At 55.4% G+C, this 19,527-nt stretch carries 20 protein-coding genes and 5 pseudogenes; 9 read left to right on the top strand and 16 right to left on the bottom strand.

Features of this window, described 5'->3' with window-relative positions; all coding sequences use genetic code 11:
- Positions 1-57 precede the first annotated feature (57 nt).
- Positions 58-249 (top strand): annotated as a pseudogene (locus ACR0IK_RS16125) (IS6 family transposase); the annotation flags it as partial.
- A gap of 75 nt (positions 250-324) precedes the next feature.
- On the opposite strand, the pseudogene ACR0IK_RS16120 reads toward ACR0IK_RS16125, so the two are convergent.
- Positions 325-561: pseudogene (locus ACR0IK_RS16120) on the bottom strand (IS6 family transposase); the annotation flags it as partial.
- A 90-nt stretch (positions 562-651) separates the two neighbouring features.
- On the opposite strand from ACR0IK_RS16120, the pseudogene ACR0IK_RS16115 reads away from it, so the two are divergent.
- A pseudogene (locus tag ACR0IK_RS16115) lies at positions 652-990 on the top strand (transposase family protein); the annotation flags it as partial.
- Positions 991-1,248: 258 nt separating this feature from the next.
- On the opposite strand, the gene ACR0IK_RS16110 reads toward ACR0IK_RS16115, so the two are convergent.
- The 7 genes from ACR0IK_RS16110 to ACR0IK_RS16080 all read right to left on the bottom strand — a co-directional run bounded on the left by ACR0IK_RS16110 (position 1,249) and on the right by ACR0IK_RS16080 (position 7,473).
- Positions 1,249-1,593, bottom strand: coding sequence for a RidA family protein (locus ACR0IK_RS16110; RefSeq protein ID WP_480642231.1), 345 nt, complete (start codon positions 1,591-1,593; stop codon positions 1,249-1,251).
- 14 nt (positions 1,594-1,607) lie between these two features.
- Entirely contained in the window at positions 1,608-2,723 is a 1,116-nt protein-coding gene (locus ACR0IK_RS16105; protein ID WP_480642230.1) for an NAD(P)/FAD-dependent oxidoreductase, read from the bottom strand.
- Entirely contained in the window at positions 2,720-4,117 is a 1,398-nt protein-coding gene (locus ACR0IK_RS16100; protein WP_480642229.1) for an FAD-dependent oxidoreductase, read from the bottom strand. Before ACR0IK_RS16100 ends, ACR0IK_RS16105 begins: the two co-directional genes overlap by 4 nt.
- Positions 4,104-4,415, bottom strand: coding sequence for a (2Fe-2S)-binding protein (locus tag ACR0IK_RS16095; protein WP_480594646.1), 312 nt, complete (start codon positions 4,413-4,415; stop codon positions 4,104-4,106). The genes ACR0IK_RS16100 and ACR0IK_RS16095 overlap by 14 nt, the downstream gene beginning before the upstream one ends.
- A 74-nt stretch (positions 4,416-4,489) precedes the next feature.
- Positions 4,490-5,482 carry a TRAP transporter substrate-binding protein DctP gene (gene dctP, locus ACR0IK_RS16090; protein ID WP_480642228.1) on the bottom strand — a complete coding sequence of 331 codons (993 nt, stop codon included), beginning with the start codon at positions 5,480-5,482 and terminating at the stop codon, positions 4,490-4,492.
- Between the two features lie 36 nt (positions 5,483-5,518).
- Positions 5,519-6,817 carry a TRAP transporter large permease gene (locus ACR0IK_RS16085; RefSeq protein ID WP_480642227.1) on the bottom strand — a complete coding sequence of 433 codons (1,299 nt, stop codon included), beginning with the start codon at positions 6,815-6,817 and terminating at the stop codon, positions 5,519-5,521.
- Entirely contained in the window at positions 6,814-7,473 is a 660-nt protein-coding gene (locus ACR0IK_RS16080) for a TRAP transporter small permease (RefSeq protein ID WP_480642225.1), read from the bottom strand. Before ACR0IK_RS16080 ends, ACR0IK_RS16085 begins: the two co-directional genes overlap by 4 nt.
- Here ACR0IK_RS16080 and ACR0IK_RS16075 point away from each other — a divergent pair.
- From ACR0IK_RS16075 to ACR0IK_RS16065, 3 genes and pseudogenes are all read left to right on the top strand, one after another.
- A complete protein-coding gene (locus tag ACR0IK_RS16075) occupies positions 7,453-8,367 on the top strand; it encodes a LysR family transcriptional regulator (protein ID WP_480642224.1) in 915 nt (304 codons plus the stop codon). The genes ACR0IK_RS16080 and ACR0IK_RS16075 overlap by 21 nt on opposite strands.
- Positions 8,368-8,453: 86 nt before the next feature.
- Positions 8,454-9,008 (top strand): annotated as a pseudogene (locus ACR0IK_RS16070) (IS6 family transposase); the annotation flags it as partial.
- Positions 8,986-9,286 (top strand): annotated as a pseudogene (locus ACR0IK_RS16065) (site-specific integrase); the annotation flags it as partial. The pseudogenes ACR0IK_RS16070 and ACR0IK_RS16065, both read left to right, overlap by 23 nt.
- Positions 9,287-9,557: 271 nt before the next feature.
- Here ACR0IK_RS16065 and ACR0IK_RS16060 read toward each other — a convergent pair.
- From ACR0IK_RS16060 to ACR0IK_RS16045, 4 genes are read right to left on the bottom strand one after another with little or no spacing between them, the layout of a single operon-like run.
- Positions 9,558-10,355 carry an ABC transporter permease gene (locus tag ACR0IK_RS16060; RefSeq protein ID WP_480642222.1) on the bottom strand — a complete coding sequence of 266 codons (798 nt, stop codon included), beginning with the start codon at positions 10,353-10,355 and terminating at the stop codon, positions 9,558-9,560.
- Positions 10,352-11,104, bottom strand: coding sequence for an ABC transporter permease (locus ACR0IK_RS16055; RefSeq protein ID WP_480642221.1), 753 nt, complete (start codon positions 11,102-11,104; stop codon positions 10,352-10,354). Before ACR0IK_RS16055 ends, ACR0IK_RS16060 begins: the two co-directional genes overlap by 4 nt.
- A 9-nt stretch (positions 11,105-11,113) precedes the next feature.
- On the bottom strand, positions 11,114-11,878 hold the full coding sequence (locus tag ACR0IK_RS16050; RefSeq protein WP_480642220.1) for a transporter substrate-binding domain-containing protein: 765 nt from the start codon (positions 11,876-11,878) through the stop codon (positions 11,114-11,116).
- 41 nt (positions 11,879-11,919) lie between these two features.
- A complete protein-coding gene (locus tag ACR0IK_RS16045) occupies positions 11,920-12,717 on the bottom strand; it encodes an ABC transporter ATP-binding protein (protein ID WP_480642219.1) in 798 nt (265 codons plus the stop codon).
- 77 nt (positions 12,718-12,794) lie between these two features.
- Between ACR0IK_RS16045 and ACR0IK_RS16040 the strand changes: the two genes are divergently transcribed.
- The 4 genes from ACR0IK_RS16040 to ACR0IK_RS16025 are packed head-to-tail and all read left to right on the top strand — an operon-like array spanning position 12,795 to position 17,019.
- Entirely contained in the window at positions 12,795-13,451 is a 657-nt protein-coding gene (locus ACR0IK_RS16040; protein WP_480642218.1) for a TetR/AcrR family transcriptional regulator, read from the top strand.
- Positions 13,448-14,632, top strand: coding sequence for a pyridoxal phosphate-dependent aminotransferase (locus ACR0IK_RS16035; protein ID WP_480594636.1), 1,185 nt, complete (start codon positions 13,448-13,450; stop codon positions 14,630-14,632). Before ACR0IK_RS16040 ends, ACR0IK_RS16035 begins: the two co-directional genes overlap by 4 nt.
- Positions 14,629-16,233 (top strand): 5-guanidino-2-oxopentanoate decarboxylase, encoded by a 1,605-nt coding sequence (locus ACR0IK_RS16030; RefSeq protein WP_480594635.1) that lies wholly within the window; start codon positions 14,629-14,631, stop codon positions 16,231-16,233. The genes ACR0IK_RS16035 and ACR0IK_RS16030 overlap by 4 nt, the downstream gene beginning before the upstream one ends.
- 3 nt (positions 16,234-16,236) lie before the next feature.
- Positions 16,237-17,019: a dimethylarginine dimethylaminohydrolase family protein gene (locus ACR0IK_RS16025; protein ID WP_480642217.1), complete on the top strand. Its 783-nt coding sequence runs from the start codon at positions 16,237-16,239 to the stop codon at positions 17,017-17,019.
- Between the two features lie 409 nt (positions 17,020-17,428).
- Here the strand turns inward: ACR0IK_RS16025 and ACR0IK_RS16020 are convergent, their stop codons facing one another.
- The 4 genes from ACR0IK_RS16020 to ACR0IK_RS16005 form a co-directional block, all read right to left on the bottom strand.
- Positions 17,429-18,535, bottom strand: coding sequence for an asparaginase (locus ACR0IK_RS16020; RefSeq protein WP_480642215.1), 1,107 nt, complete (start codon positions 18,533-18,535; stop codon positions 17,429-17,431).
- Positions 18,536-18,625: 90 nt separating this feature from the next.
- Positions 18,626-18,760, bottom strand: coding sequence for a hypothetical protein (locus ACR0IK_RS16015; protein ID WP_480642214.1), 135 nt, complete (start codon positions 18,758-18,760; stop codon positions 18,626-18,628).
- Positions 18,761-18,794: 34 nt separating this feature from the next.
- Positions 18,795-19,010: a hypothetical protein gene (locus ACR0IK_RS16010; protein ID WP_480642213.1), complete on the bottom strand. Its 216-nt coding sequence runs from the start codon at positions 19,008-19,010 to the stop codon at positions 18,795-18,797.
- A gap of 84 nt (positions 19,011-19,094) precedes the next feature.
- Positions 19,095-19,436 carry a hypothetical protein gene (locus tag ACR0IK_RS16005; protein ID WP_480642211.1) on the bottom strand — a complete coding sequence of 114 codons (342 nt, stop codon included), beginning with the start codon at positions 19,434-19,436 and terminating at the stop codon, positions 19,095-19,097.
- Positions 19,437-19,527 lie beyond the last annotated feature (91 nt).

The raw sequence follows: 19,527 nt of genomic DNA, 5'->3' as shown, positions 1-19,527 counted from the left end.
CGCTGACTCTGCTGTCGACTGATTGGCTGCAAAAAGCAATTAGTCGAAAGTCTATACATGATCTCTTTCAAGGGTGCTCAATATCCGAAGGACGTTAACCTGTTCGACATGTTTTTCTGTGTCCGGTACGGCGTGTCATACTAGGACCTGGAAGAGATCATGGGTGAACGAGGCGTAACGGTAAATCACACCACGCGGAACCGTTGGGTCACGCGATACTCTCGCGCCATTGCAGAAACTGCGCGGCGCTGAAAGAAGTCAGCAGCCACGAAAGTCTTCGCTCGCATGAAGGAGATAAACCCATTCACCCTTCACTTTCATTTAAGTCTCTTCCATGCGCCAAGTTCGATCCGCAGCATGCCGTCGAAAACTCGTGGCTTAAGCCACGAGCCCGGTCTGTTTTCCTATCAATCGGTTCAGCGTCGAACGATCCAAGTCAACACCGCTTTCGGCCATGATTTCTACCAAATCCCGGTACGAGACACCGTAATGCAGGTAGAAGAAGACCGCGTGTAAGATTACATCCTTTGGAAACTGCGCACCTTTGAATGAAATCGTCATCGTCCGCACGTCTCTACCGAATTTCGGTCCGCAGATATCACAAACGTTTCGGTTCAAACAGAAAAACCCACAAGTAGGCGGCACGTCCCCAGGATCCACCTCCGGGTGAATGCCGCTGGGCTGCCGAGGAGAACTGACATCACACCCGGCCAGACATCGGACTATTTCGGCCTTTATATTGCCATGGATGACAACCTGCCGGAGCCATTCGTGCTGCTGGCCGACAAAAGCAAAGATACCGTCCGCATTTGCACCGAACTGCACAGTCGCAGGATTTGACCGGTGATCCCAATGCGAAAGTCTCGAAAGAGGTGCGTTGGAGTGGATTGTCCTCTCTACCGGCTGTGAAACCTGATCCGGAGATGCTTCAACAAACAGAAGAATGCTCGGCGTGCGGCAACCCGATGTGACAAGACAGTCGAAAGCTAACTCAGCTTCGTAGATATCACTTCAATCCGTCTCTGGATCCGCCATTTGTCAACATAACCTAGGTATTTGTTGTAACCCTTTCGAAACACCCGCTCAGAAGGGTTACAGCAATGTTACAGAATCCCGGTTATTTCGAGCCTTGAATTATTAAGAGTTGATGAGGGAACTCAAATTGGCATCTGAACGAACTTACTGCAGACAATAACCTGAGTTTGAGGGACCACTTTACCTAACCTTTTGAAACCCAACGGTCTTAACCTAGTCGTATGCCGCAGTGACAATCATCTCGACCTTTAGTATGTCGCGCGCCAGCTTAGCTTCGCCACAAGCGCGGGCTGGCGCGTGGCCTTCTGGCACCCAAGCATCCCAGACGGCGTTCATCTCAGCGAAATCCGCCATGTCGGCCAACCAGATCACACATTGCAATATGCGGGTCTTGTCGCTGTCCGCCTTATCCAACAGATCCTCGACCTTGGACAGGATGTCGCGGGTCTGATCCGCAACTGTAGCGGCATCCGAGGTCTGGCCGCACAGATACGCAACGCCATTGTGCTTGACGATCTTGCTCATGCGAGTACCGGTTTCAATACGTGTGATTGCCATGTTTGATATCTCCTTTACAGGACCTTGCGGTCAAATCGGTCGATACGGAAAGATGACAGATTGAAACGACCTTGACCGCCAGTCACCAAATCCGCCAGAACCTGCCCCACGACAGGTCCCATTTGAAATCCATGCGCAGAAAACCCGAACGCATGGAAGGCACGCGGAGCGTTTACTGCAGGGCCTATAACAGGAAGATTGTCCGGCATATAGGCTTCTAACCCGGCCCACATCCGGTTGATGCTGGCCTTGCGCATGATCGGAAAAAACTCTGCTGTAGTGCGGCACGCAGCAGCGAGTTTAGCGTAGTCCAGCCGTGTGCGGTTGTTGGCGCGGTCGGCAAAACCCTTGGCACCACCGCCGATCAATACCGTGCCGTTTTCGAACTGCTTGAAGCTGAGCTGGCGGCTGATCGCACCAACGACCGGCTTGGCAAAACGCGGCATCCGGGCAGTGATCATCAGCATCGGTGCAGAGTGGCTGAGGGGGACGTTGTCGCCGATCATCAGCGCAATTCTATCCGCCCAGGCACCGGCACAATTGACGACAGTTTCGGCCTCATATGTGTGCCGCACACCCTGCGCCAACCACGTTTCTCCAACGCGCCGAAGGCCAAGTACCTCTTCACCTTCGACAATCTGTGCGCCCAGTTTTTCCGCTGCCAGACGAAATGCCGACGTCGCCTTGTAGGGGATGGCGTATCCATCCAGTTCCGAGATCACACCACCAACGCAGTCGGGATTCACATAAGGTAAGCGTTCCCTGAGTTCAGCCTGATCGATAATCCGTTCATGTGTGTATCCGGCGCTTTGCATCTTGGCCTCGCGGGCCTGCATGCTGGCCAGATCCGCCTCATCCACCGCAATGTTGACCAGTGTCTGGCGACGAAATCCGGTGTCATGACCCAGATCCTCATCCAGTGTCTGCCACATCTCCATGGATGCTTTCGACAATGGGACTTCGACCATATCTCGGCCCAGCAGCCGCACCCCACCAGCGTTGACGCCCGAGGCATGTCGTCCGGAGTAGTCCTTTTCAATTACGATCACCGAGGCACCCTTGCGGGCCAGATGGTATGCGGTTGCGCAACCTTGGATACCGCCGCCAATAATCAATACGTCCGACTTCATTCGGCAGCCTCCGCCGACACCGTGCCGTACCGGCCAAGCTCATCCACAGACAGTAGGCGCTGAGGGCTGCGCAGGCGGTAATACCCAACGGTTTCGGGACTTTCTTCACGCCACTGCGCCAATAGGCCTGTCACCATATGGCCGCATTGCCTACCCTGGCATGGCCCCATTCCGCATCGGGTCAAAGATTTCAGTGCATTGGGGTCGCGCGCGCCTTGTTCAAACCCCTTGCGCAATTCGCCCAAGGACTGTTCTTCGCAGCGACATACCAAAGTCTCTGCGTGTCTCGGCAATCTCAGCGCCTCGGTCGGGCGGTAGAGACAATCGATGAACCGGCGAAAAGGTATCAAGGCGGACAAATAGTTCAGATCAGCGCGTGTCTTTTGATCCCTGTCGGCTTGGGCAATCCGACCAAGGCGATGCAGGATATTCTGCGCTGCCACGCGCCCGGCGGCACGCGCACCGTTGGCACCCACAATTCCGGCTCCATCGCCAGCGACCGAAATATGCGCGACCGAGCTTTGGCCAAATGCGTCAACCGTGGCCTGCCAACACGTTTGTGTGTTGTTCCAATGATGCGCAAGCCCTAACGCCCGGGTCATGTTCAGAATGGGCTGGACGCCATGATGCAGAAACACGGTATCGGCCAAGACCTCGAGTTGCCGGCCCGATGACAAAAAACGCAGCCCTTTGGCCCTATCATTGCCGATCACCTCCAGGTTTTCGGCGTATCGGTAAGTGGTAACGCCCGAAGCACGGATTTCCCGCAACAAAGACAAACCCTTACGAAGGTCCCCAACCTGCCGCAAAGCACGCGGTATCATAGGGGCGGCATTCAAATAATGCTGTCGCGGAGTGGTGTCGACGAGAGCGGCCACAGGTACACCAAGGCGCAGATACTGCGCCACAATCAGGTACAACAGAGGACCCGATCCTGCAAAGACGGCTCCATCCGCAACAACTGCATCCGATTTCAGCATTACTTGTGCGGCACCGGCTGTCATAACGCCAGGCAGGGTCCAGCCAGGGATCGGCATGGGTCGTTCCATCGCCCCGGGACACAACAGCAATTCTCGACTATGCAATTCGCGAGTGTTGCCCTGATAAGAAAAGAGAATTCGACCATCATCCCCAAGATGCCAAACGTCTGCACCAGCAAGATGTATTGCCCCCGATTGTTCAAACTGGGTGATCAGATCGGCTCCGGCCGCGTAGTCCGGCCCAAGACTGGCAGCGTCCGGCAATGGGCTACCTGCTGCGGAGCGATAAATCTGCCCCCCTGCCCGTTCCGCGCGGTCCAGCACAGCCACATCAACTCCGGCCCGCGCCAATTCAATGGCGGCAGACATTCCAGCTGGGCCAGCCCCGATGATCGTGCAGTCAAAGGCCTTCATCGGGCGCCTCTGTGTCTTCGGTAATGTCTTGTGTGATGACTTGCATTCCATCAGCCACGCGACGCAGGCAGGCTTGTTGATTGGGAAGGCCATCGATTTCGACCATGCATTCGAAACAGACGCCCATGGCGCAGTATGCGCTGCGTGCTTCTCCCGATAGGGCCGCCTTGCGGGTCACGACCTGACCGGTCACAGCCATCACGGACCAGACCGACTGGCCACTGCGCGCATTAACCGGTTGACCATTGACGCTCAAAGTCACCAAATCGTGGTCATCGTCTTGCAAGGATCTGAACATAGGCTGATCTCCATAGGCTGGCAGGGCAAGGCGCGGGGAGAGGCACGCCTTGCCCAATCGTGGGGCCTGACCGGTTACTCGCCGATCTTGTCAAGGATGGACTGACCCCAGTCCTGACCAACATCCTCCAGGACCTGAGGCCAGACTTGCGCGCGCACATGGGCGGCAGTGGCAGCAAGCTCTTCGTCCGTCAACGAGACGATAGTTGCGCCATTGTCAGCCAGCTTCTGCTCGAACGCGCCTTGATCGGCCTCTGCAGTGTCCCAGCGCTTGGCTTCGAACTCCAGCGCGGCCTTTTCCAACGCCGCACGATCTTCGTCGCTCATGTCGGCCATCGTGCCTGAGTTGATGATCATGTACCAAACCTCAAAATGCGTGTTGACGGGCACATAAGCGGTGGTCACATCGCGGAATGAGGAATAATAGCCCTCGGCCCCCGATCCAACGACACCGTCAACAACGCCAGTCTGAACCGCAGTGAACGCCTCCGAGAATGGTATTGGCGACGAGATGTATCCCAGAGCATCGGCAGTCAGCTGAAAGCTCTTGATCCCCGGAACGCGTACTTTGATACCTTTCGCGGCGGTCGGGTCGCCCGCGCTCACGGCGTCAGTGTTCAGAGCAACGCCACCGAAATACACCGGATAGGCGGCCAGCATGGTGATGTCCTGTTTGGCATAGAGATCTTTCATCGCAGCGTGAATCGCTCCGCCGGGGCCGTAGATCTTTTTTGCCTCTTCCCAGTTTGCGGCCACATAGGGGAATGCTGAGATCTGCATGCGGCGATCAACAGCCGTGGCAGCGGGTTGAACGGCCATGTCAATGGCGCCAACCGAGATGCGTTCCTGAACCGAGGTGTAGTCGCCCAGAGCAGAGGCCGGGAACAGGTTCAGTTCAAGAGAACCGTCAGTGGCGGTCTTCAGATCGTCTGCAAAGACGCGCAGCTCATTGTCGATGGTGGCACCCTGGGGGCGGATATGGCTGATCTTTAGCGTGTCGGCGGCGGCGATGCCCGCAGTTGCCACAACGGCCGCAGCCAGACAGGTGGATTTCAGAAAGTTCATCATGGAAAAGTCTCCTCCGTGGATGATGAAGTGGGCGGCTTAGTAGCCAAAGAAGCGAGGCAGCCACATCGACAGGTCTGGCCAGAAGCTGGTCAAAAACACGACGGGTAAATAACCCAGCAGGATCAGGGTCATGGCGGGTCGGATCACCTTGGTGACAGGCACCTGGCCGATACGCGCACCGAGGTACAGGATCGAGGCATAAGGCGGTGTTACACCTCCCATCGCGGTGTTGACGCCCATAATCGCAGCAAACTGGATAGGGCTGACACCGATTGCCTGCATCAATGGCAGCAGTAGCGGTGCGATCAGAATGATAGCGGTTACGTCATTGACCACCATGCCGACCAGGAACAACAGGACATTGATGAGGACCAGCAGCAGCGCTTTGTTCTCGGTCACCGAGAAAATTGCCTGCACGATGGCCTGCGGCACGCTTTCCAGCACAAACATCTGGCTAAGGATCATCGAGAACAGGATCATCAGCATGATCGCCCCGACCGACGTTGCGGCCTCTTTGCCCGCGCCGAAGAACGTGCGTACATCCAGCCCCTTGTAGATCAGAAAACCTACCGGGATCGCATAGATCACGGCCACTGCGGCGGCCTCGGTCGGGGTCATGATGCCGCCATAGATACCACCCAGAATGATCACCGGCATCAACAGGGCGGGCGTGGCCTTGAACCCGCGTTGGGTTGCTTCGGACATGAAGGCCGTGCCTTTGAGGGGCTCATTTAGTTGCAGTGGAAATTTGCGCGCCATCCGGATATTGACCGCCGAAAAGCTCGCCATGATCAGCAGGCCGGGTCCGAGCGTCGCCAGGAAACAGGCCAGGATCGATGTATCAGTCACCCAACCATAAACGATCATCGTCACGGAGGGTGGGATCAACAGGCCAAGAAGTGATGCATTCGCGATCAATGCCGTTGCATATTCACGTGGGTAGCCCTGCTTCTCCATTTCCGGAATCAGCAGCGGACCGATCGCAGCAACACCGGTCAGACCCGAGCCCGAGATCGCACCGATCAGCGCGCAGGACACCGTGGCCACAACACCAAGCCCACCGCGCAAGTGACCGATAAAGATGTTGACGAAATTGAGAAGACTTGCCGCAATGCCGGAGACAGACATGATCGTCCCGGCCAGAACAAACAGCGGAATGGCCAGCAGCACCGGGTTACCCAACTGCTGGAACCCCCACAGCATATTGCCCTTCATGACCACGTCACCGGCGAAATACATCACCATCAGACCGGCACCGAAGCAATAGGGTAGCGGAACACCCAAAGTCAGCAGAATGACCAGAACCAATACCGCAAAAAGTGCGATCTCAATCATTTTAGACCTCCTTCGACGGCGGGTTCGGCAAGGGGGGAAAACAGCGCGCGCAGATGCACCAGCAGGTGCCAGGCTGTAAAGATCATCATCAGGACCAACCCGACAAACAAAGCGGCATCGACATAGAAGGTCGGCAGGTACAGCGTCGGGCTTTCGCGCCAAACACGCATCGAATATTTGGTGAAGTCCCAAGCCCAGGTGGTCAGCCAAATACCAACAATCAGGCTGATGACCTCACCTATGACCGCAAGCACCTGATGCTGGCGTTCGGTAGAGAGAAAAATTTCAAGCACATTGGCCCGAATATGCGTGTTCTCGCGCGAGGCATTGACCGCCCCCAGCATGTACAGCCACAGAGTGGGGTAAAGCAGACTTTCTTCCAGCCCCATAACCGGGATTTCCAGCACATAGCGTGTGATCACCTGCACAAATTGCCCAAGAGCAACCAGGCAAATCAGGACTGTCAGCAAGACGCTAGCAAAGCGTGTCATTTCCCCCTCCGTCATTGCGAATGCATGCGGCGCATTCGTGGCGGGAAAATCACGAGTTGAGCATATCAAGTCAAAACGATTAAATTGATTGCTGAATAAAGTTAGTTTATGAGGTGACAAAAAGTTAAGGATTAACAAAGGCGCATGAATCTCAGCTTTCGCCAATTGCAGGCCTTTCGAGAGGTTATGCGGACAGGATCTGTATCTGACGCCGCCCGAATCCTTGGCCGAACTCAGCCTGCTGTGAGCGCGCTAATCGCAAATCTCGAGGCCGAATTGGATATCGCTCTGTTCCGCCGACAGCGCGGGAAAATGGCCCCCACCCCCGAGGCGCAATACTTCCTCACCGAGGCCGAGGCGATTCTGGATCGCCTGTCGCTTTCAACCCGAACGATGCGCGAAATCGGGGCGCTGACGAAGGGGCGCCTGAACATTGCCTGTATGCCAGCCGCCTCCGGCCTTTTAATGCCGCAGCTTCTGGGTGAGTTCTTGTTAGACAAACCAGACGTAAAGGCTTCGTTGATGATGCGCGCGTCCCCGGTGATCGAGGAGTGGGTTGCATCTCAGCAATACGATATTGGATTGGGGGAAACCCCGAAACCCACTGCTGCAATTGATACGGTCGATTTTGACATGAAATGCGTATGTGCGATCCCTGCGGGTGATCCACTGGCTGAACTTGAAACAGTCCAGGCTCACCACCTGTCGGGTCGTCCGATGGCCGGGTTGCAGGAAGGGCACCCGAACCTGATTGCAACCCAGAGAGCATTCACCAATCAAAAAGCCAGTTTCGAACAACGGTTCGAACTCAGGACCTTTCACCCGGCGTTAACTCTGGTTGAAAAAGGGCTCTGCTACTGTGTCTGCGATCCCATTACCGCAGCTGGGTACGCCAACATGCGACCCGAGCCGAGACCCATCGTCTTTCGGGCGTTTCACCCCCATGTCGTTTTGAACGTCTCAATTATGCAACCGGCGCATCGTCCTCCATCTGCATTGGCCAGTGAATTTGTTCTGGATTTGGAGGCGGCTCTGGAACGCGTTAACAATCAGTTTTGAGAGGAACCGTTGCAAAGTTTTGACCGTTGTGGCTCACCAAGGTAGCCAGTGAATGGCTGTCAGTATTTTTCTTCGAAAGACGATTCATGATCTCTTTCAAAGGCGCACAGAATCCAAATGATGTGATCATGTGCGCGGTCTTCTTCTTTGTTCGGTTTGGCGTGTCGTATCGTGATCTGGAAGAGATCATGCATGGGTGAAGCGTTGCGGTGGATCAAACTACGCGGCAACGCTGAGTACCACGTTATGCACGCGCAATTGCTGAAGTAGCGCGTCATCGTAAGGGACTGTGCGACCGCTCCTGGAGAATGGCTGAAACGTATATCAAAGTGAATGGCAAGTGGGTCTATCTCTATCGCGCTGTAGATAGAAACGGCAAAACCCTGGGTTTCATGCTTTCAGAGCGGCTTAATTTGCCGGCTGCCAAAAGGTTCTTCGCCCGGATGCTTGACGTCGACGGTCTTCCACGAAAGATCGTTATCGACAAAAACGGCGTTAACACCGCGGGCATCAAGGCAATTAACAAGATGCTTGCGGGCTTTGGTTGCCCGATCCCGGTGAAGATGGTCAGGCGGAAATATCTGAACAACATCGTGGAACAGGACCATCATTTCGTCAAAAGACGAACTCATGACCGGCTCAGAATACCTGTGGTCTGGGCGGTTTCATGCGTGATTGCAATTTTCATCCGCCAATATGCGCGGATCGCACGTGATTGGGTGATGCCAATTGAGTTGGGGGCGAGCACTTACGGCACACATTCAATACACGGACAAACGTGACACAGATCCACAAGAAGACCGGCAACCTGCGGGAACAGCAAATCTTGCTCTGCCATACAAAGATGGACAGCACAGTTCGGTATCTCGGTGTTGAGCTTGCGGACGCATTGGCAATAGCTGAAGCTATTGAAATTTAACGCTTCCGGGCCGCTTTTCATGGGCGGTCCATTGCGAAAATTTGACCGAGTTTCATTATGCTGCGTTACGGCCCGCCAAACCTGCCATTCACTACGAGCGTAAAAAAACTACTCGTTGAGCTAGCGGTTCGCGGGCAATACTGACGTTCCCTTTGCCGCTTCAATTGATCACCTTGCTTGTATGCTCGTAATTCCAAAAGGTCAGGGCAACTATCGAGAAACATTGCCTTGCAGGCTGTGGGTGTCGGCTCCTTCTCAGATTCTGGAGATACTATCCGACCGTCACATTTCTACTTCCAGTCCCAAGTACTTTTACTTCTAACCAGTGGAACCCCAAAGCGATCACACCCGCTACGATAATATAAAACACGGCTAACAGGATCAGCGGCTCGTAAATAATGAACGTGTCCGAACGTACCCGCGAAGACACAGCGTAGATGTCGACAACAGTGATGGTCGCAACCAATGGGGTTGCCTTCAATTGCAGGATGGTTTCACCTCCCAGTGTAGGCAGAACGTTGCGGATCGCCTGAGGTAACCAGATACGGCGGAACATGGTCAGCCTTGGCATGCCAAATGATTTCGCTGCTTCAAGCTGCCCCTTAGCGACCCCCTTGAAGGCACCACGCATGACCTCGCCTTCGTAGCCGGCATAAGACAACGTCAGCGCCAGCACTGCATAAGGCCAAGCCTGTCGCAAATAGGGCCACAGCTCTGAAGAGCGTATCCATGGGAACTGCGGAAACAGAGACCCAAGCCCATAATACAATAACCAAAGCTGCAGCAGCAGCGGTGTGCCGCGGATGATGGTACAAAATGCCTTTGCAGGGGCGGCAAGATACCAGGGCCCGACCGCCTGCGCCAGTCCAAGCGGAACTGCGAGAAGGAAACCAAGAACAACGGTGACAACCAACAACCAGATAGTTGTCCAGATGCCCTGAACGGCGAGCGGTGCGTATTTCGGTATCCATTCCCACTGAAGCGAGACGGTGCACCAGACGACGATCCCTGCAAATATCAGCATCATCACGATGCGATGTGGCTGCATCAACGATCTGGAATCGATCATCTGCTCCCTCCCTTCACAGAGGGTTGGCCGCGACGGGCCCATTTCTCAATCCGGGCGAAGATACCGCCAGAAAACAACGTGACCATGAGATAGAGAAAACCCGCTGCCAGAAAGAAGGTGAAATAGGCGCGCGTACTGCTGGCGGCCTGTCGCGTTTCCAGCGTCAACTCGTTGAAGCCCACGACCGCAAGCAGTGCCGTATCTTTGGTCGCAATCAGCCATAGGTTCGCCAAACCAGGCACCGCAAAGCTCATCATGGCGGGGATTGTGACACGCCGCATGGTCATGAAGGCAGGCATACCGTAGGATTTGGCAGCTTCGATCTGACCGGGTGGAACTGCCTGAATGGCACCGCGCAGAATCTCGGTCGCGTATGCGCCCTGAACGACGCCCAGCACCCATATGCCTGCGCCAACGCCGCTTACCTCGACCCGGCCACCCCCCATGGCGGCAGAGATTTTGTTGATGATGTCAGATCCCACATAATACAGGATCAGAATCAGCACCAGTTCCGGTACGGCCCGGATGACAGTCGTGTAAATGGCGAGGAGATCGCGCGTAACCTTCCCGCCGTATAGTTTGCCGTAAGCTCCGAACAATCCGATCACGAGGCCGAGCGCATATGCGCCAAAAGCGATCTGCAATGAGTGGGACAATCCGCGCAGCAGATTGCCCCCCCACCCCGGTGGCGAGAGCGACAGCAACTCTGCGCTCTGCGCCAATCCAAGTGAATCCAACAGTCCGGTCACGGCAGCAGCTTAGTAGATGCTGGCCGAGAAATAGTTCGAAGTGATTTCCTCGTGCGTACCATCGGCGAGAATAGCAGCGATGCCCTTGTTCAGTGCCTCGCGCAAATCATCCTGCCCTTTGCGGACGCCAGCACCTACACCGCGTCCCAGAATAGCGGGGTCATCTGCAACGGCACCTTTAATTTCGCAGCAGGCCCCAGCATCAGAATTCACAAAGTCAGCCATGGCGATGCTGTCCGCCTGCGTGGCATCAATGCGGCCTGCGAACAGGTCCTGGTTGGCCTCATCCTGAGTCTGGTAGACGCGCAGTTCGGAATCTTTGAAGTATTCCTGTGCATAGGCCTGATGGATAGTCGAAGCTTGAATGCCAACAACTTTACCTGCAAGCGACTCTGGGGTCGCTTCGATATCCATCGATTTATCCGCGACGATGACGGCAGGTGTGTTGTAGTAAGGGTCGCTGAAATCAATGGTTTTCAACCGCTCTTCGGTGATCGACATGGAAGCCATGATGGCGTCGATTTGCTGCCCGGTCAGCGACGGGATGATACCGTCCCAAGCCACCGGTGTGATGACACAGTCAAGCTCCGCAGCGGTGCAAACAGCATTGATGACATCGATCTCCCAACCAACCCAGTTGCCTGAGCTGTCCAGCGAAGCGAATGGCGGATATGGCTCGGCCGCGATGCCAATCTTGACCTCTTCAGCACTGGCAACACCAGCCGAGAGGATAGCGGCGGTAAGCCCGGACGCGAGCAATTTCTTGACGTTCATTTTGTTACTCCCTTTGGGTTCATTATGTTGTTTTTACTGGATCAGGCGACCGAGCTGAGGAACTGCTTCAGGCGCTCTGATTTTGGGTTGCCGAAGACCTCGGCAGGTGGGCCCTGCTCTTCGATGCGGCCCTCGAAGAGATAGACAACGTGGTCTGCGACTTCGCGTGCGAATTTCATTTCATGGGTGACAAGCAGCATTGTGCGCCCTTCGGCGGCAAGATCGCGGATCACGGTCAGAACTTCGCCAACAAGCTCGGGATCAAGCGCCGACGTCGGTTCATCGAAAAGCATTACCGAAGGATCGACCGCAAGCGCCCGGGCAATGGCGGCGCGCTGTTGCTGACCACCCGAAAGATAGGCCGGATAGGTGTCAGCCTTGTCGCCGAGCCCTACCCTTTCTAGCAATTCATGCGCCCGTGCGATGGCCTCTGCTTTTGGTACCTTGAGAACATGCACCGGCACCTCGATCACGTTCTCCAGAAGCGTGCGGTGTGTCCAAAGATTGAACTGCTGGAAAACCATGGCCAGCCGCGTACGGATACGCTCGATCTGGCGGCGGTTGGAGGGGCTGCCATCGGCGTGCATCTCAACCAGTTCGCCGCCGATGGTGATCTTTCCCGAACTCGGGGTTTCCAAGAAGTTGATGCAGCGCAGCATGGTGGATTTACCAGAGCCTGATCCCCCGATGATGGCAACAACATCCCCCTTGTTAGCTGTCAGGGACACACCCTTCAAAACCTCCAGCGTACCAAAGGATTTGTGCAGGTCCTCAACCTTTATCGCCTCATCGGACGTGGTTTCATCGAATGTGGGTGATGCTGCTTTGGCTGTGTCCATATCCAAGAATCTTCTGATTTCAGCTTGCAGTAAGCCCCGAATCTCGCAATTATGCAAGTGTATAATAACTCCATGCCATGGATGACCCGGACGTGCAGGACGACAGCCGCAAATTTACACGTGAGTCTGCTGAGTTTCGCCGCGAAGCGCTGATACTGGCAACTTTGGACCTTATCGCTGAGATGGGCGTTCGCGGTGCCACGGTGCGTGAGATTGCAGCCCGTGCAAACGTGACCCAAGGGTTGATCCGGCACTACTTCTCATCCAAGGAAGAGCTTGTGCAGGCAGCGTATGAGCATCACATGAATACGCTGACCGATCAGACAGCCGCCTCATCAGGGAAAGGCAGCGCGGTATCTCAGCTGACCAACTTTGTTGACGCGTCGCTGCGACCACCAATCGTTGATCCAAGCGCTGTGGCCTTATGGGCTGGCTTCCTTAACAAAGTGCAGCATGATCCGAAAATGCAACGCATTCACCAGCAAACCTATAATTATTTCCGGGATCACCTTGAGAGGTTGATCGTCGCCGCATTGCAAGAATCCGGGCGCTCAGTCGTACCGACGGAAGCAACGCAACTGGCCATTGCCAGCAATGCGGTGATCGACGGCCTTTGGTTGGAAGGCGGTGCGCTTCCGGATGCTTTTTCCGATGGCCAACTGGCGCAGATCGGGTTGGATTCTGTCAGCGCCATCGTCGGGATTCGATTAACCAAAAAGCTGGAGCAGCCATGAAGACCACATCTGTGACTGAACGGTTGGCAGGCTTGGGTGGCGCCAAATGGGGCGTACACCTGAAAGCGCGCGACCTTATCAAAACTGGAGCGGATATCGTCGAAATGACGATTGGAGAGCCGGACGTGCCCGTTCCGGACGCGTTGATTGAAGCCACCGTAAACTCGTTGCGGGCTCAGCGGACAGCGTATTCCAATGGGCGCGGTGAAGCCGGGCTGCTTGACGCACTTGCTGCACGCTATTCAGCCTCTCGCGGGCGGGCTTTTGTGCCTGAGAACTTTCTGTGCTTTCCCGGAACTCAAACGGCCCTGTTCGCGGCCATGGCTGGGGTTGTAGAGGCTGGTGACGAAGTTCTGGTCGGTGATCCGATGTACGCAACCTATGAAGGGGTCGTGCGTGCATCCGGGGCGGAAATGGTGCCCGTACCACTGCGGCCTGAACACGGGTTTCGCATGCAGGCCGAGGATATCGCTGCATGCATCACTCCGCGTAGCCGCGCCATTCTTCTGACAACGCCGCACAACCCGACGGGTGCGATCCTAACCGCCACGGAAATTGCCGAAATTGGCCAGCTCGCGATGGCGCATGATTTGTGGATCATCTCGGACGAGGTCTATGAAGAACTGATCTTTGACGGGGCCGGATTTGTTTCACCATTGGCAGACCCGGGACTGGCGGATCGTGTCATCGGTGTATCATCCATCTCAAAATCACATGCCGCCCCGGGGTTCCGCAGTGGCTGGTGTGTTGGACCCGCTGCGTTTTGCGAAGCGCTGCTGCCTTACTCTGAGACCATGCTCTTTGGCAATCAGCCTTTCATCGCGGACATGACGGAAAAGGCGATCCGAGACGGGTCCGAGGTTGCCCCCGGCATGGCTGCCCGATTCTCTGGACGCGCCACGTTACTGGCCGATCGACTAGAAGCGGAAACGGATCTGACCGTTCACCGGCCCGAGGCAGGAATGTTCGCCCTCATCAATGTCTCTGCCACCGGGATTGATGGCGAAGCTTATGCCTGGGACCTGCTGCAGGCCGGGGTAGCTGTTATGCCGGGATCCGCCTTTGGGGACAGCCTGAAAGATTGGGTTCGGGTAGCACTGACGATTAGCGAAACCGATTTTGCCACTGCGGTCTCTCGCATCATCGATCACGCCAACCGCAAATCACGTGAGGTTGCATGAGCGGAATGACAATCGGTGAAGCTCTGGTTTCCCAGCTTCGCCAAAGGGATGTGACCTGCGTCTTCGGAATTCCGGGCGTTCACACGATTGAGTTGTACCGCGGGCTTGCGGCCTCGGGTATTCGTCATATTACACCCAGGCACGAACAGGGTGCGGGCTTTATGGCCGATGGCTATGCGCGCGTGTCGGGCAAACCGGGTGTGGCCTTTGTGATCACCGGCCCCGGATTGACCAATACGCTGACCCCGATGGCCCAGGCGCGCGCAGATTCAGTGCCAATGCTGGTAGTGTCCGGTGTCAACAAAACCGCGTCGCTCGGCAAGGGCTTGGGACATCTGCATGAATTGCCAGACCAACAGGGGCTGGCCAAAACAGTTGCGTTGGTGTCTGAACAAGTCTCCTATGCCAACGCACTGGACCCGGTCTTGGACCGCGTTTTTCACAGCCTCACCAACGGTCGCCCCGGGCCGGCGCATATCGAGGTTCCGTTGAATATTGCAGCGATTGAAAACCAGGGAACACCAATTGAGACGCTCGGTTCAGAGCCACCGGTTGACCCGATATTGATTACACAAGCCGCAAAGCAACTGGCTGAAGCGAAGAAAGTTGTCATTCTGGCGGGTGGCGGCGCAAAACGTGTTGAAACTGGACTACAGGCACTGGCCGAAGCTCTGGATGCCCCCGTGGTGCAAACCGTCAACGCGCGCGGCCTGCTGCACGGGCATCCACTGACCGTTCCCGCCAGCCCCAGCCTGAACGCCGTACGCGCACTGATCGAAAGTGCCGATTGCGTACTGGCCTTGGGAACCGAGCTGGGGCCGACCGACTATGATATGTATGCCACCGGTCAATTTGCGGAAATGTCCGGCCTGATCCGAGTTGATCGGTGCAGTGATCAACTGACCCGACACGAGGCAACGCTCGCCATTCAAGGTGACGTTAACGTGGTTGTGCCGGCGCTGTTTGAGGCATTGCCGCAAAAGACAAAGCAAAGAGATGGTGCGGAACGTGCCAGCAAAGCACGCGACGCAGCGTGGGAGGAGCTTAGTCCGGACTATCGCCATCAGGTAGAAATCCTGAATGCAATACGCTCTGGGGCTCCGAATGCGCTGATGGTCGGAGACTCCACCCAACCAATTTACGCCGGCAATCTTTTCTACGACCACGACCGGGCCGGAGGTTGGTTCAACGCAGCAACGGGCTATGGCGCGCTCGGCTATGGCATACCTGCAGCCATCGGCGCATCGATCGCCGATCCGACGGCACGGGTGGTCTGCATTACCGGCGACGGCGGCGCGCAGTTTTCATTGCCGGAAATCATGGCTGCAGTAGACGAAAATCTGCCAGTCACCTTCCTAATCTGGAACAATCATGGATATCGGGAAATCGCCACGTCAATGCAGGATGTGGGCGTGACAGTCATAGGATGCGATCCCTCACCCCCCGATTTTGCAGCAACGGCCAAGTCATTTGGCATCTCATTCACCACGGTTCCCGCGGAACCACAGGCTGTGGCGCAGGCGTTGCGCGAAACCACCGCACTGAATGGGCCGACAATGATCGAAGTCACCGCTCCGAAATACGAGCCTCAGAAAGATTGAAACATGTCAGACCCGACCTTTGAGTTTTCCCGCGCCATCACCCGTCGTCCGGCCCCAACCATTGCTGGCGGATTGCGTGCAGAAGATATCGGAAACCCGGATTTCGACGGGATGATGGCGGCGCATAAAGATTACGTGGCTGCGCTGAGAAGCACCGGGGTTGAGGTGATCGAACTTGATCCCCTCGACGCGTTCCCTGATGCGCAGTTTGTCGAGGATACGGCCCTTTGCCTGCCGCAAGGCGCTGTGCTGATGCGGCCCGGCGCACCATCGCGAATGGGTGAAGTGGCCGAAATGGCTCCGACACTTCGCGCCTGCTACGAAACGGTCCTTGAAATCAAGGGCCCCGGCCATGTCGAGGGTGGAGATATCCTTGTAACCGGCCGCGAAATTCTGGTGGGCCGGTCAGACCGCACGGATGCTGAAGGTGTCGCCGAGCTGGCGAAAATCACCACTGAGTGGGGGTATAAACTGCGCGAGGTGTTTACGCCGGTTGGCGTTTTACACTTCAAAACAGATTGTTCACTGATGGATGCCGAGACAATCCTGTCGACCCGACGGTTGGATGCATCGGGCTGCTTTGAGGGCTACCGCGTGCTGCACGTCGCCGATGGGGAAGAAGCTGCCGCCAATGCGATCCGCTTCAACAATCTGGTGTTGATGGCCGCGGGCTTCCCACGCACCGCAGAAATGCTGGATCGTGAAGGGTATGAGATCGTTGAGATAGACAACACCGATTGTGCAAAGCTGGATGGTGGCATGTCATGTCTTTCACTGAGATTTTGAGGGGTTTGTCACTAACTTTTCGTCATTGGCGTTCTTGAAGCTAAACAAGCGTGGAACCGTCGTCATGGACTCCACTGACCAGACATTTGTAGATCATGCGGCAATCGACATATTGGGCTCACTGCCGCCACCGGAGCAAACGCAACATCTGCACAGGAAACGCATTTCGCTCCTGGGAAACAGCCCAGAGCTGACGTTGGTCCACTGGCACCGTTGCTACGATGCCGCCTGTTACAGGAGACACTCGCTGCGATCGTCTTATGATTGAACGCAGGCATCTTGCTGAGCCTCTATAACGAGAAACACGAACTATTACCTGAATGGCCGGCAGAGATTTTCCTGATGGGTGATTGAACGATAAAGCCCAACCCAGGGGCTTCCACACGCCATGCAGAAACCATTGCGAAAGCTAGCTTTCAAAAAGCTTTGCAAGAGCGTCTTGGTCAGCGTCGTTATGCAGCAATCCAATCATGAGAAGTAGGCGAGCTTTGGCAGCAGGAAGATCTCCGGCCAAGATGCAACCGGCCTTCTGTAGCGTTTCACCGCCACCTGGATCTCCATAAATCGGTTCAACGCTACCATGATAAACCCGGGTCGCGACCACGACTGCGATGTCTTTTGCCAAGGCGTATTTGATCGCCTCAAATACGTCTGAATTGACATTGCCCGCCCCTACTCCGTTGACAACAATACCCTTGGCACCGGTATCGACCGCGTGGCGTAGCAATCCGCCATCAGACCCGGCATAGGCCATGATCAAAGGCACATCTGGCAACGTGTCCGGAAGAGATTTTGGCAACGGAACCCGCACCCGATGCAGCCGATCATTGAAACGCTGCACCTGTTTGCCGAACACGTAACCAAGATAACCCTTTTCACCCGAGTTGAAGGTCTGAATATTCGTGGTTTGCGTCTTGCGCACGTGACGCGCTGAGTTGACGTATCGATTGAGAGTTACCGTAACACCCCAGTTCCGGGCTTGGGGTGACAGCACTTGAACCACAGCATTGTATATGTTCCCCGGACCATCTGGATTTGGGGTCGAGGCATCGTTCATGGCACCGGTGAAGACGACCGGCTTGTCGCTTTTCAGCGTAACATCCGCAAAGAACGCCCCATCTGCCATTGTGTCCGTTCCATGAGTAACAACGGCTCCGCTGATATCTTCCCGAGAAAGAACCTCGTCCAGCTTGGCGCTGAGCTGCGCCCAATCCTTGGGCGTCATCTGAGATGAGTCAATATTGCTAAATTGCAGGACACCAATGTTCGCAATGCCTGACAATCCGGGCAAAGCCGCCACAAGGTCTCTGGCCGAAACAGCGGGAACAGCACCACCGGTCGTAGGATCCGTCTTCTCTGCGATTGTCCCTCCGGTGGCGATGATCGCTACTGATGGTAGATTGTCGTTACGGGATGCAAATTCCAATTCCGAATTCTGTTGATCAGCTTCTGCCGCTCCGAAGAAAAATAACGCCAGGCAGGCCAACGCTGACATCGAATTTCGAATACAACTCATGGCTGACCTTCCAAATCCTACAAAAAAACCGTACGAAATGCGCCGGTATTCGTTTCGCGAAACATGCTGCACGTTGTCGAGGCTGGCAAGCTACTTGTTCAAACCTTTTGGAAACACGACCGACACATCCATCCGGAATGCAAAGCCATCCGGCCCACCCTGCTGGCTATCGGCCCAATAGGTCACGCAGCCCATTATCTGAATCGGAACCTCGCGGAACTGCACCAGTTATCCAACTTCTGCAGTCTACCGGAACCCATCATTCATCTGCGGTCCGATTGTATTCGCTCTCGGCGAATATCTGGATGGTCCATTGCGACGCGTTGGTGTAGGCCACAAACGGCTCAAGGAAAGTCGTGTTCACACTTGAGACGTTATTCCGCGTCTCCCAAACGCCCCAATGATAGGTGACCAACCCGCCACAGGTCCAGCCGTTCTTTTGCACCAAAGCGGCGGCTGTAGAACCAAGCGCCATAGTGCCTTCCCCAAGCAACGAATCTGTACTGGTCGGCCACGTCACCTGTACCCCAGCTCCCAAAGAGAGATCGCCAAGTTTCGTTTACTTGGCTTTGGATGCGAAAAAGAACCCCTGCTCAAAATCGCCGAAGCCAAACTGACTGCCGGACGATCCGATGATGTCGTTCTGCTGGACCAGCGGTATGGTTGTCCGGATCGTCAGATTGAGATTTGAGCTCAAGTGCAAAGGGTAAATCGGCTGAAAACTGAGAGAGGTTCTGTAGCCATCCTCAGATCCGATATTGGGCGTGTATTCCGGGATTAAAGGCAACACAATCAGATCCGCGAATGGATTGGCGAGGTCCTTGGCGATTTCTGCAGCCGCGTCGCTACTTTGACCCGACGCAACTCCTGCGATTGAAAACATGATTGCAAAAGGTGACATGTTATCGACCCTGAGAATTGATCACCCTTGGCATTATTTGTGGCGCAAGCTCTGGACTTGCATCTTTGACAGGCAATGCGAGGACTCCATT

It is taken from the genome of Ruegeria sp. BF7 (genome assembly GCF_056538605.1).
Note: the sequence above shows the minus strand (reverse complement) of the source record. Positions and strands in the feature narration are given on the sequence as shown.